The 12,145-nt window shown below is 36.5% G+C and carries 10 protein-coding genes; 4 read left to right on the forward strand and 6 right to left on the reverse strand.

Annotated elements, in window-relative coordinates:
- Positions 1 to 6: 6 nt before the first annotated feature.
- Positions 7 to 915: a GLPGLI family protein gene (locus tag LPB89_RS00845; RefSeq protein WP_230699850.1), complete on the reverse strand. Its 909-nt coding sequence runs from the start codon at positions 913 to 915 to the stop codon at positions 7 to 9.
- A 222-nt stretch (positions 916 to 1,137) separates the two neighbouring features.
- Between LPB89_RS00845 and LPB89_RS00850 the strand changes: the two genes are divergently transcribed.
- The 3 genes from LPB89_RS00850 to LPB89_RS00860 all read left to right on the forward strand — a co-directional run bounded on the left by LPB89_RS00850 (position 1,138) and on the right by LPB89_RS00860 (position 2,914).
- On the forward strand, positions 1,138 to 1,953 hold the full coding sequence (locus LPB89_RS00850; protein WP_230699851.1) for a hypothetical protein: 816 nt from the start codon (positions 1,138 to 1,140) through the stop codon (positions 1,951 to 1,953).
- Positions 1,953 to 2,567: a deoxynucleoside kinase gene (locus LPB89_RS00855; protein WP_154338948.1), complete on the forward strand. Its 615-nt coding sequence runs from the start codon at positions 1,953 to 1,955 to the stop codon at positions 2,565 to 2,567. Before LPB89_RS00850 ends, LPB89_RS00855 begins: the two co-directional genes overlap by 1 nt.
- 167 nt (positions 2,568 to 2,734) lie before the next feature.
- The gene (locus tag LPB89_RS00860) at positions 2,735 to 2,914 is read left to right on the forward strand and encodes a hypothetical protein (RefSeq protein ID WP_230699852.1); all 180 of its coding nucleotides are present in this window, start codon (positions 2,735 to 2,737) and stop codon (positions 2,912 to 2,914) included.
- 53 nt (positions 2,915 to 2,967) lie between these two features.
- Here the strand turns inward: LPB89_RS00860 and LPB89_RS00865 are convergent, their stop codons facing one another.
- From LPB89_RS00865 to LPB89_RS00885, 5 genes are all read right to left on the reverse strand, one after another.
- Positions 2,968 to 5,517 (reverse strand): sodium-translocating pyrophosphatase, encoded by a 2,550-nt coding sequence (locus LPB89_RS00865; protein ID WP_230699853.1) that lies wholly within the window; start codon positions 5,515 to 5,517, stop codon positions 2,968 to 2,970.
- Positions 5,518 to 5,629: 112 nt separating this feature from the next.
- Positions 5,630 to 6,160, reverse strand: coding sequence for an inorganic diphosphatase (locus tag LPB89_RS00870; RefSeq protein ID WP_230699854.1), 531 nt, complete (start codon positions 6,158 to 6,160; stop codon positions 5,630 to 5,632).
- 110 nt (positions 6,161 to 6,270) lie between these two features.
- The gene (locus LPB89_RS00875; protein WP_230699855.1) at positions 6,271 to 6,870 is read right to left on the reverse strand and encodes a DNA-3-methyladenine glycosylase; all 600 of its coding nucleotides are present in this window, start codon (positions 6,868 to 6,870) and stop codon (positions 6,271 to 6,273) included.
- 461 nt (positions 6,871 to 7,331) lie between these two features.
- Positions 7,332 to 9,833: a DUF5686 family protein gene (locus tag LPB89_RS00880; RefSeq protein WP_230699856.1), complete on the reverse strand. Its 2,502-nt coding sequence runs from the start codon at positions 9,831 to 9,833 to the stop codon at positions 7,332 to 7,334.
- A 69-nt stretch (positions 9,834 to 9,902) separates the two neighbouring features.
- Positions 9,903 to 10,880 (reverse strand): pyruvate dehydrogenase complex E1 component subunit beta, encoded by a 978-nt coding sequence (locus tag LPB89_RS00885; protein WP_127337862.1) that lies wholly within the window; start codon positions 10,878 to 10,880, stop codon positions 9,903 to 9,905.
- A gap of 477 nt (positions 10,881 to 11,357) precedes the next feature.
- Here LPB89_RS00885 and LPB89_RS00890 point away from each other — a divergent pair, with 477 nt between their 5' ends.
- On the forward strand, positions 11,358 to 12,104 hold the full coding sequence (locus LPB89_RS00890) for an electron transfer flavoprotein subunit beta/FixA family protein (protein WP_154338942.1): 747 nt from the start codon (positions 11,358 to 11,360) through the stop codon (positions 12,102 to 12,104).
- Positions 12,105 to 12,145: the final 41 nt, after the last annotated feature.

Genomic DNA, 12,145 nt, shown 5'->3' on the forward strand with positions numbered 1-12,145 from the left:
GCTTTTTTATCTTCCTCCCATGATTGTAGGTCCTGAGGTGCGTCCGCGGTTCATCTCTCTGAATTCCTCCATTTTTTTCATTACTGTTTCATCGTATTCCTTTTGTGAAACTACTTTCCCTTTTGTGGATGCTTTTATGGTTACTTTATCTTTAGCGTTCAAAACAATTTTAGAGCATAAAATAGTGGTTCTTCCGTCGTTTACTTCCAGAATTAAACCCGGTAATCCCCAATAATTTTCAGGACCCTGATTTACCGGAATTTCCGGCGAATACCAGGCTGTTACTATAATTTCTTTTGGCATTTCGAAATTATCCTCAAAATTGGTTTTCGTTTCTCCGGAGGTCTTTTTCGGATCGTCCTTTTTATCTTCAGGTTTTTTTTCGTCGTTATTTTTAGGTCTGAAATTTCTAAAATCTGTTTTACTGGCTTCTTTTACAGCCGTTGCTCTGTAACAGGTATACCCGCCAATTTGTTTGGTTTCGGGTTCCAGTTTCCAGTTTAGTTTTGGCAAAGAATCTATTACGAGAAATTCTTTTCCCATAAATTCTTTATCAACGGTATAGGATTTTGTCTTTACATCTTTGTAGAAAGTTCCGCCGCCGCCCATGAAGGAGTTCATCATGACACGCATTCCGCCGCCTTGTTGTCCCGGAGCTTCCAGTTTCTCTTCCTCTTTATAAACAGAAGCCGATTTGTCAAAGTTCAGGATAAAGGTTTTCTCGAGCATTTTTTTCATTCGCTCTTCTATGTTTTTCTGCATTTCGGGTGTAATATCCCGGTTGCCTCCTCTCATTCCTTCAATTTTAGGAGCCTGGGTTTTGGACTCATAAACAGCCATTCCCTGAAAATCCTTCTGTGCGTGCAGTTGGGTAAAAGCAAACATCAAAAACAAACAATAGTATATATTTTTCATTGGTTTTTTTATAAAGTTAGGTAATTTGATAAAGTTACCTTCAAATGTATCATTAATTTTAAAAAGGTAAAAATTAAATATATAAACACCTTAAGGCTATCGACAGAATGAACTATTAATTAGACTATTAGAAATGATAAAGGTTTAAAAGTCAAAATACGGTCTCCTTTACCGGTTTCTGTGATAGTTTTTGTAATTTGGCTGTTCACAAACCCAAACATCATGAGCAGAACAGTGCGCCATTTTTTATTTATACTTTTTATTGGCTGTTGCTCACCAGTTACTTTTGCACAAAATCAAAAATCAAAACCTGATGCTATTTCCCGTTTTAAGACAGATGCAGATGAATTTTCAGGATATGACTCATTTGGATATTGCTACCTCATCAAAAACAATGTTTTCCAAAAAGTAAAAGGAAATGAAACCTTTGAATACAAAAGCGTTTCACTTGGAAACATCACGAAAGTCGATTTGCAAAACCCGCTTAAAATCGTATTGTTTTATGAAGATTTCAATAGCGTTGTCCTACTCGACAATCAATTGAATAAAATTACGGAGATTAATTTTTCCCAAAACAATATCCCGATCGTAGTTCCGTTTATTGGTATGTCGACACAAAATCAGCTTTGGGTTTATAATTCCTTAAACCAGCAGATTGGACTTTTTGATTATCTGAAAAATGAATATAAAACGGTCTCTACTCCCCTGACGGAAACCATTAAATATTATCAAACCGATTTTAATACTTTTTACTGGATCGACAAGAAAAACAATTGGTTTTCGTGCGACATTTTTGGAAAAACGACCGCGTTAGGAAAAATACCCGATTTTGATAAAATAGAAATTATGAATACGCATCAATACATTTTCAGCAAGGGTGGTTTTTTGTTTTTTAAAGACATTTCTGATACAAATTCGAAAACAATTTCTGAAATAGAAATTTTAGAAAAAACCTTTGATAAATTCTGCTACAAAGACCAAATTTTATCTATTTTTACAGCTAAAGAAATCACAAATTATAAAATCGTAACACCGTAATGCACATAGCAATAGCAGGAAATATAGGGGCAGGAAAAACAACTTTAACTAAATTATTAGCCAAGCATTTTAAGTGGGAGCCTCATTATGAAGATGTGGTAGACAATCCCTATCTGGATGATTTCTATCATCAGATGGAACGCTGGTCCTTTAATTTACAGATTTATTTCCTCAATAGCCGTTTCCGTCAGGTACTGCAGATTCGTGAAAGCGGGAAAAAAATTGTTCAGGACAGAACTATTTACGAAGACGCCCATATTTTTGCGCCCAACTTATATTCGATGGGATTAATGACAAGTCGTGATTTCGAAAATTACACTTCCTTGTTCGAATTAATGGAATCTTTGGTAAAAGCCCCTGATTTATTAATTTACTTAAGAAGTTCTATTCCCAATCTCGTAGGCCAGATTCACAAACGTGGCCGTGAGTATGAAAATTCTATCTCAATCGAATATCTGAGCCGCCTGAACGAAAGATACGAAGCCTGGATTCAGACGTATACCAAAGGAAAATTATTGATAATTGACGTAGACAATATCAATTTCGTGGATAATCCGGAAGATTTAGGAAACATCATCAATCGAATTGATGCTGAACTAAACGGATTGTTTTAGAAACACGGATTTATACGAAATAAAGAATGCCTCTAAATATAATTAGAGGCATTTTTGTTTTAAGAAATTTGCTAACATATTTTAATTTGGCAAATGTTTTTAAAATGTAATTAATTTCCTATTTTTACACAGGCAAAATAGTTTTCCTAATTTTAAAAATTGATAAAATGAAGATCAACGCCATTAGAACAGAAAAAGATTATGATCTGGCATTAGAAAGAGTGAATGCTCTTTTCGAGGCCAAACCTGAGACTAATGAATTCAGGGAATTAGAAGAATTAATAGCTCTAATCGAAAAATATGAGGGAATTCATTATCCGATTCCGGAACCCAATCAAAATCAATAAAAAATGCCTCTAAAAACTTAGAGGCATTTTTTTATGGATAATTAGCAGCAATTTTATTTCGCTGCTTCAATTTTTGCTTTTACTTCAGCTTCAGTACCTTCATAAACCTCCGTTGTTGTTTTACCATTCTCCGTTTTAGTTACGGTTCCGACAGTAACGCCATTTACGGTAGAGAGATTTACTTCCAGACGGTTTTTTTCATATTTTGTAGTATCAAAACAATCTGTTTTTTGGTGTACATATTTACCGTTTGCATCGTAATGCGCCAGGCATTTTGCTGTTTCTTCAGCGGTACAGCCTTTTTCTTTGCACATTTTAATGCATTCTTCTTTGGTCATTCCGGACAAATCTCCACATTTGAAAACACCTCCGGCATGCATTTCAGTTTTGGCACAACAAGAAGTTTTTCCAGCCATAGCCGAAGCAGTATGGCCTTCCCCTAAAATAGGTGCGATTACCAAACCAATCAGACAAGTTAATTTGATTAAAATATTCATTGACGGACCGGAAGTATCTTTAAACGGATCTCCAACCGTATCACCCGTTACAGCTGCTTTATGCGCATCGGAACCTTTGTAGGTCATTTCACCGTTGATGAGAACTCCTGCTTCAAAAGATTTTTTAGCATTGTCCCAGGCTCCTCCGGCATTGTTTTGAAAAACAGCCCAAAGTACACCGGAAACAGTAACACCTGCCATATATCCACCTAACATTTCAGCAATTAACTGATTGTTGTCTGCGTAAACCAATTTTCCTAACAGCACAATGGCAATTGGGAAACCAATGGTCAAAATTCCCGGCAGCATCATTTCGCGTAAAGCTGCTTTTGTTGAAATTTCAACACATTTTCCGTATTCCGGTTTTCCGGTTCCTTCCATGATTCCGGGAATTTCCTTAAACTGACGACGAACTTCGTACACCATGTCCATAGCGGCTTTTCCAACAGAATTCATAGCCAAAGCAGAGAACACTACAGGTATCATTCCACCCACAAATAACATCGCTAAAACAGGCGCTTTAAAGATATTGATTCCGTCAATTCCCGTAAAGGTTACATAGGCGGCAAATAAGGCTAAGGAAGTTAAAGCGGCAGAAGCAATCGCAAACCCTTTTCCGGTTGCTGCTGTTGTATTTCCTACTGAATCGAGAATATCGGTTCTTGTACGAACTTCTTTTGGCAATTCACTCATTTCTGCGATTCCTCCGGCATTATCTGAAATTGGCCCGAAAGCATCAATTGCCAATTGCATGGCCGTCGTTGCCATCATGGCCGAAGCTGCCAATGCCACGCCATAGAAACCTGCTAAAGCATACGAAATCCAGATGGCTGCTGCGAATAACAATACGGTTGGAAAGGTTGAAATCATTCCGGTTGCCAAACCTGCAATAACATTGGTACCTGCTCCGGTTGAGGATTTCTGAACAATAGCCATTACCGGTTTTGTACCCAATCCTGTATAATATTCCGTAACGGATGAAATGGCTCCACCCACTACCAGACCAACTAAAGTGGCATAGAAAACACGCATGGAAGAAATTTGCTGTGCTCCTTCTCCGAAGAATTCCATGGTCATTACTTCGGGTAACATATAGCTGACCAAAAAGAAACAGGCAATTGCCGTTAAGACAATCGAAACCCAGTTTCCTATATTTAATGCTTTTTGTACTTGTGCTTCTTTGGCATTGTCATCTGATATTTTTACCAATGTTGTTCCGATAATCGAAAATAAAATTCCGAAACCGGCAATCGCCATTGGCAATAAAATTGGGCCAATTCCTCCAAAGGCATCCTGGATATTTCCGCCCATATCTTTGATGACATAGTTTCCTAAAACCATAGCCGCTAAAACTGTTGCTACATACGAACCAAACAAATCGGCTCCCATACCTGCTACATCTCCTACATTATCTCCTACGTTATCTGCGATTGTTGCCGGGTTACGCGGATCATCTTCCGGAATTCCTGCCTCAACTTTACCTACTAAATCCGCACCTACATCGGCCGCTTTCGTATAAATTCCGCCGCCAACTCTCGCAAACAATGCGATAGATTCAGCGCCAAGTGAAAATCCTGCCAATGTTTCCAGAACTTTTGTCATATCTTCAGACGAAGTCCAGACACCATTCATGAATATCTGAAAGAAAACAATAAAGAAACCTGTCAGTCCTAAAACTGCTAAACCAGCAACGCCAAGTCCCATGACGGTACCGCCACCAAAAGAAACTTTTAAAGCCTGCGGTAAACTGGTACGGGCTGCCTGTGTTGTTCTGACATTTGTTTTCGTGGCAATTTTCATTCCCATATTTCCTGCTAAAGCCGAAAAAAAAGCGCCAAAAATAAACGCTACTACTATTAATATATGTGTGGTGGGAACAATAAATGAAATTCCCGCCAAAACTAAACTGGCCGCAATTACGAAGAAAGTCAGCAATCGGTATTCTGCTTTTAAAAAGGCAAGTGCACCTTCGTAAATGTGATCTGAAATCTCTTTCATTTTGCCATCGCCGGCATCTTGTTTTAAAACCCAACTCCTTTTTATTCCCATGAAAAGTAATCCTAAAATTGCCATAACGATTGGCAAATAAATCATAAATGCATTCATAATATATTAATGGTTTTTGGTTAATAGTCAACAAACTAACAAAACGAATTTAAACAAAAAAGCAATACTCCTGACGGAGTATTGCTTTTTTTACAAAATAAGAGGCTTAAAATTATTTAATACTAAATAATCCCTCTGGTTTGTTTTCGATATCGTTAAAACGCTTTGTACACTCGGCAATAATTGCAAATGCTTCGTTTACATCTCCCCAACCTTCAACATCAACTTTTTTGTTTTCAAGATCTTTATAAACCTGGAAGAAATGCTCGATTTCTTTCAATAAGTGTGCGTTTATATCTGAAAGATCATTTAGTGAATTCCAGATTGGATCTGAAACCGGTACACAGATAATTTTTTCGTCTGGTCCTTTGTCATCTGCCATATGGAAAACACCAATTGGTTTTACTTCTATAACACATCCTGGAAAAGTTGGTTCGTTTATTAAAACCAATACATCAAGAGGATCACCGTCAAGAGCTAAAGTTTCAGGAATAAATCCGTAATCAGCCGGGTACATCATGGAAGAGAATAACATTCTGTCAAAACGCATTCTTTTAATTTCAAAATCGTACTCGTATTTATTTCTGCTTCCTCTTGGTATTTCGATTAATACATCGAAAGTTGTTAGTTTGTCTGCGGTCATTTTTGTTTTTTATTATATCTTTAATTTCGGTTGCAAAAGTAACTAAAGAATCCTTTTTTACAATAAAAAAACAGGTTAAATGTCTGCTTTACCTTTTAAAAAACAATCATTTAATAGGTAATTTTCCGATTTCGCTTATTTAAGTAATAATGCCATAGCAAATAGGTTGCATAAGAGCGATAAGGACTCCACTGCTGTGCATGAATTTCCATTTCAACTTTGTCATGAATATTCAATAATTCTTTGATGGTATTGATCACTGCAATATCTCCAAGCGGAATTAAATCCGGTTCTTGTAAACAAAACATTAAATAGATGTCTATTGTCCAGTTTCCTATTCCTTTTAATTTAATGAGTTCTTCCCTGACCTGTTGTGCTGATTTTGTGGCTAAACTTTCAATATCCAATTCTTTGTTCAGAACGGCATCAGCCAGGATTTTAATATATTTTGTTTTTTGACGGCTCACGCCAAGACTTCTAAATTCCTCGTCTGGTAAAACCGACATTGTTTCGGGATTACAAGTTGTGTATGCTTTTATTTTTAAGAATGTGGCTTTCGCAGAATCAATGGAAACCTGCTGCTCGAGTATTAGCAACACCAAAGTTTCAAAACCCTGTGGACGTTTTGGAATTTGTGGTAATCCGTATTTCGTTATGATTTCCTGAAATATTGGATTTTTACCGGAAAGAAAATCGATTGCTTCCTGCATAAGTTGTGTAAGTCTTTCCCAAAATTAAATAAAAATCATGCAGAGACGGAAAGTTTTTTTGCTCGCAGATTTGGCAGATTAAGCTGTTTTAAAATTAATCACGCAAAGACGCAAAGGCGCAAAGTTTTTTGTACGCAGATTTTTAATTACTTAATGCTTAAAAATACAAATAATAGAAAAAGAAACAGCAATAAAAATCCGTCCAATCTGCTCAATCTGCGGGAAATTAAGCTCTCTTAAAATTAATCACGCAAGGACGCAGAGTCGCCAAGTTTTTTTATGCAGATTTAACGGATTCTATTTTTAACTATATAACCTGCGTTAATCCGTGTAATTTGTCAAATCCGTGTAAAACAATCTAAACTCCTATCGTTAATTAGAAATCAAGAAAAAACGCCAGGCTGCAAGAAATAAAATCTGGCAACCTGACGTTTTTTTGTGAGATTATTTTAATCTAAATATTAAAAATAGAATCCAAATGATCCTTTTACAGCAAATTTATTAGCATCAGGATTATTTAAATAACTGCCCCTCCAGGAGAAATCAATACGGAATACCTTGAAGATATTTCCGATTCCTGCGTTATATTCCCAGTATACATTTTCCGGTGCCACATAAGGCTGGTCGGAAGCATTTATCGCTCTGTTGGCATTAGATATGGTTCCGTAAACTCCTTTTACCCCCACAAACTCTCTCCAGTTTAGTTTTCTCATAAACGGAATTCTGGCAAATAATCTTCCGCCAAAATCATGATTCCATTGTAGTGTTGTATACTGATCTGTGATGAATTCGTAGAAATTTAAATTACTAAAGGTATTTTCTATCGTAAAATAAGTCTGGTTACCCGGAATTACGCTCATTAACCCTAACGGAATAGTCCCAAAAGTTTTTCCTGTTTCCAGAATAATATTCGATCTTCCTAACGGCCCTATAATAATAGGCTGTTTATAAAACAACTGTATTTTTTCGTAAGCGAAATCACTTTGCATCACCCCTTTAAGTCCATAGCTGAAATTAACAAAGAAATGACTGAAAGGACTGTCTACCAAATCACGTTCTACTCCAAAACCAATTGTTTTTCGTTTTGGCATCAGTTCAAACTGAACATTGGCTTCAAACTGTTTTACTTCGCTTGCAACAACTCCGGCAGGATTTGCGGCAGTAGGCAGTGTGGTATAATAATCTAAACTAAATGTTGGTGATGCCGATGCTAAGGTCCTGTATGAAATACCGGCCTGAACTACAAAGTTTTTAATCGGTTCCATTTCTACCGAAACATTGCTCAGATTAATATTGGTCAGTTTTCCGTTACTTCCCGTTGTAAACAAGGCAGAAGAAGCAAAACTTCGCCCTAAAATATCATTTGTTGTCGTTAAGCTGGCACCGATCTGTTCGATGTCACGCCTGTTTCCTCCGGAGATAATAACGCGTTTTTGCTTATCGACCATCCATTTTCCGGATGCTCCGTATTTGAATTTATGATCATCAAATCCATAAGCTGTATAAGCCTGCACACGCCAGGGATCATTTGGTCCGAAATAGGTTCGTCCACCTACCCGTACACGCAGACCTTCGACCTCATTATAACCAAATGTGGAGAAAATTGGTCCGTAATCAAAGTTTTTAAATTCGACGTAACCACTTCCTAAAATGGAGACCAAACTATATAGCTGCTTGAATCTTTTAACGGTTTGCAGGGTATCCAGCATTTTATAAATGCCCGCTTCATCTTTGTTTAGTTTTTCGAAACGATTCTCTTCCCAAAATTCAGGCGGTCGGTCATAGACGGCATTATCAATAAAATTGACTTCTTCTTTATAAAACTTTTCCGGTTTCGGGATATTAAATTTATGATTTCGGAACAGGGTGGTTCGCTTACCGTAAACTCCTTTTGATTTTTCCTTTTTATTCAGGGCAAAATCAGACATCATATAATCACGGGTCAATAGAAAAACAGAATCATTTTCTACCTCAAATTCCTGCTCAATATAAATATCTTTTACCCAGTTGATATTAGCGCTTTTAGTAACGCCCATATTGATTTTCTTGATGGCAAAAGTCGTATCGTTGACCCAGAAATCTCCTTTAAAGGTCAGTTCGTTTTTACGTCTCGGATAAAAAACAATGTTATAGCACCATTTTTTATCAATAAAAGCACTGTCTTTCAACACATAATTGTAAACATCAATTCCTGTTCTTGAGAGCGGGCTTGTAAAGCTTTTATCAAAAAATTTAAGGTGATTGTCGTAAATATTATAATCTGAATAAAGGTCTTTTACAAAAGCCAGAATTTGCTGATTTCCATTAAATCCGGATGTTTTGCTTCCGGTAATATTCTCTTTGGTTTTTTTAAGTTTATTGTCGCCATACACATCATACACCGATTCGTTGATGAAAATCGGCAGATACGTTTTTCCGGTAACATCAGAAGTATCCACATGATTAAAAACAAACTCCATTCCTTTGAAAAGTTTGTTTTTCATGAAAGCACTGTCAATCGTATTCATATCGAATTCGACTTTTTCGTACTTCTGCATTTGATACTGATTGAACTGGTACAACCCGTTTTTACGCTTTCGTTCCCAGATTTTTCTCAGGATATCTAAGGCCGGATTGTTTTTCTTTGATGTTTTTCCGGTAAAAATTACAACTTCATTAAGTGCCTCGGCTTCGCCCAAAACAATTTTAAAATCATAATTCACCGCTTTTTCCAAAGGAACTTCCTTATCTGAAAATCCTGCAGACGTAACCAGTAAAGCGGTATAAGTAACAGGTGATTCCAGATAAAAACGCCCATCCTCATTCGAAACAATTCCTGTATTGGAGCCTTTAAAAACCACATTAGCAAACGGGATCGGCTGATTGGATTTATCCAAAACAATTCCACTCACTTTAGTTTGTGCAGTAGCCATATTTGCAAATGCAAATACAAAAAAGAGGCTAAGTAAAATTAATCTTTTCATAATCCGGCAAAAAAAAAACTTCATCAATTAATTATGACTGATGAAGTTTTATAAGTATTGTTTATTGAACTATTTGTACATTACTTTTTTTACTGCTTTTACTACATCAGCTGCGTTTGGCAACCAGTCTTTTAGTAAAACAGGAGAGTAAGGTGCAGGAGTATCTGCCGTTGTAATACGCTGAATTGGCGCATCAAGGAAATCGAAAGCCTGTTCCTGAACGATATAAGTGATTTCAGAAGAAATACTTGCAAATGGCCATGCTTCTTCTAAAATTACCAAACGGTTTGTCTTTTTAACAGAAGTAAGAATAGCATCTTTATCCATTGGACGTACTGTTCTTAAATCGATAATTTCACATGAAATCCCTTCTTTTGCCAATTCATCAGCAGCGATAAAAGCTTCTTTGATAATTTTTCCGAAAGAAACAATAGTAACATCTTTTCCTTCACGTTTCACATCAGCAACTCCCAATGGAATTGTGTATTCTCCGTCCGGCACTTCACCTTTGTCACCATACATTTGCTCAGATTCCATAAAAATTACAGGATCATTATCACGAATAGCCGATTTTAAAAGCCCTTTTGCATCATAAGGAGTAGAAGGCACGACTACTTTAAGACCCGGAGTATTGGCAAACCAGTTTTCTAAAGCCTGAGAGTGAGTTGCTCCTAACTGTCCTGCAGAAGCAGTTGGTCCGCGGAAAACGATAGGCACATTAAATTGCCCACCAGTCATCTGACGCATTTTAGCAGCGTTATTTATAATCTGATCAATACCAACTAAACAGAAGTTGAAAGTCATATATTCTACGATCGGACGACAGCCATTCATTGCTGATCCTACTGCGATTCCTGTAAAACCAAGCTCTGCAATCGGAGTATCAATTACTCTTTTTTCGCCAAACTCAGCAAGCATTCCTTTTGAAGCTTTGTAAGCTCCGTTGTATTCTGCAACTTCTTCGCCCATTAAATATATGGATTCATCGTGACGCATTTCTTCGCTCATCGCTTCACAAATGGCCTCTCTAAATTGTATTGTTCTCATATTTATATTGTATGTTGAATTTTCTGAAGAGCAAAAATAAATATTTTAAATAACTTAAAAGCATAAATTGAATTTAAAATCACACTAACTTCCCTATCGATTTAGGTTTTAACTTTTAAAAATATATTATGCTGTTTACGAAATCGATGTAATTCCCGTTTTTTTTATTCCGCTGTCCTTTTACACAAACTTTGGTGTATTTGTTTCTTTTAAATGGTACCCGCATTGATTCTCCTAAATTAAACAGGAATAATTGCGGTAATTCAGCCACTGCAAACCTGCTCTGCTTTGCAAAATTCCTAAGAATCAGTCATAATCAGTACATTTTCATTTTTGTTTTTCGATGAAAAGCCGTCAAAAATCCGGAATCTTCGAAAACGTAATAGTTTTTAAAAAATATTATGCATGCATAGTATATTATTCCAATTTTAATTTCTAAATTTGTAAAAGAATATTATAAATATAAATTATATACTTATGAAAATATTAGTTTGCATCAGCCATGTGCCTGATACTACTTCAAAAATTAACTTCTCAAATGGTGACTCAGAATTCGATACCAATGGTGTACAATATGTGATTAATCCTAATGACGAGTTTGGTTTAACACGTGCGATCTGGTTTCAGGAGCAACAAGGCGCTACTGTAACTGTCGTAAATGTTGGAGGTCCTGATACTGAACCAACTTTACGTAAAGCGCTTGCTATTGGTGCAAATGAAGCTATTCGCGTAAATGCAAACCCAACTGATGGTTTTTTTGTTGCAAAGCAATTGGCTGAAGTAATTAAAACCGGTGGTTACGATTTAGTAATCGCAGGAAAAGAATCTTTAGATTATAATGGCGGAATGGTTCCGGGAATGATTGCAGGAATTTTAGGTTCTAACTTCCTAAACTCTTGTACAAGTGTAACTGTTGAAGGAAATAACGTGAAAGCGGTTCGTGAAATTGATGGTGGAAAAGAAACCGTAAGCACTACTTTGCCTTTGATTATCGGAGGTCAGAAAGGTCTTGTTGAAGAAAAAGATTTACGTATCCCGAACATGAGAGGAATTATGACAGCAAGAACCAAAGCCCTGACTATTCTTGAGCCGGTTGACGCTCCCGTAAATACAAAAGCAGTGAAATTTGAAAAACCAGCTCCTAAATCAGCAGTGAAATTAGTTTCTCCTGATAATCTGGATGAGTTAGTTAATTTATTACACAACGAGGCTAAGGTGATTTAAGATTGTAGAATATAGATTTTAGATTGCTGATAGCAATGCAA

The organism is Flavobacterium sp. ENC, from assembly GCF_020991415.1.
Taxonomy (GTDB): Bacteria; Bacteroidota; Bacteroidia; order Flavobacteriales; family Flavobacteriaceae; genus Flavobacterium.

Bases quoted from the DNA above. Each gene is read 5' to 3' on its own strand.
- LPB89_RS00845 (WP_230699850.1), bottom strand. From the start codon at position 915: ATGAAAAATATATACTATTGTTTGTTTTTGATGTTTGCTTTTACCCAA.
- LPB89_RS00850 (WP_230699851.1), top strand. From the start codon at position 1,138: ATGAGCAGAACAGTGCGCCATTTTTTATTTATACTTTTTATTGGCTGT.
- LPB89_RS00855 (WP_154338948.1), top strand. From the start codon at position 1,953: ATGCACATAGCAATAGCAGGAAATATAGGGGCAGGAAAAACAACTTTA.
- LPB89_RS00860 (WP_230699852.1), top strand. From the start codon at position 2,735: ATGAAGATCAACGCCATTAGAACAGAAAAAGATTATGATCTGGCATTA.
- LPB89_RS00865 (WP_230699853.1), bottom strand. From the start codon at position 5,517: ATGAATGCATTTATGATTTATTTGCCAATCGTTATGGCAATTTTAGGA.
- LPB89_RS00870 (WP_230699854.1), bottom strand. From the start codon at position 6,160: ATGACCGCAGACAAACTAACAACTTTCGATGTATTAATCGAAATACCA.
- LPB89_RS00875 (WP_230699855.1), bottom strand. From the start codon at position 6,870: ATGCAGGAAGCAATCGATTTTCTTTCCGGTAAAAATCCAATATTTCAG.
- LPB89_RS00880 (WP_230699856.1), bottom strand. From the start codon at position 9,833: ATGAAAAGATTAATTTTACTTAGCCTCTTTTTTGTATTTGCATTTGCA.
- LPB89_RS00885 (WP_127337862.1), bottom strand. From the start codon at position 10,880: ATGAGAACAATACAATTTAGAGAGGCCATTTGTGAAGCGATGAGCGAA.
- LPB89_RS00890 (WP_154338942.1), top strand. From the start codon at position 11,358: ATGAAAATATTAGTTTGCATCAGCCATGTGCCTGATACTACTTCAAAA.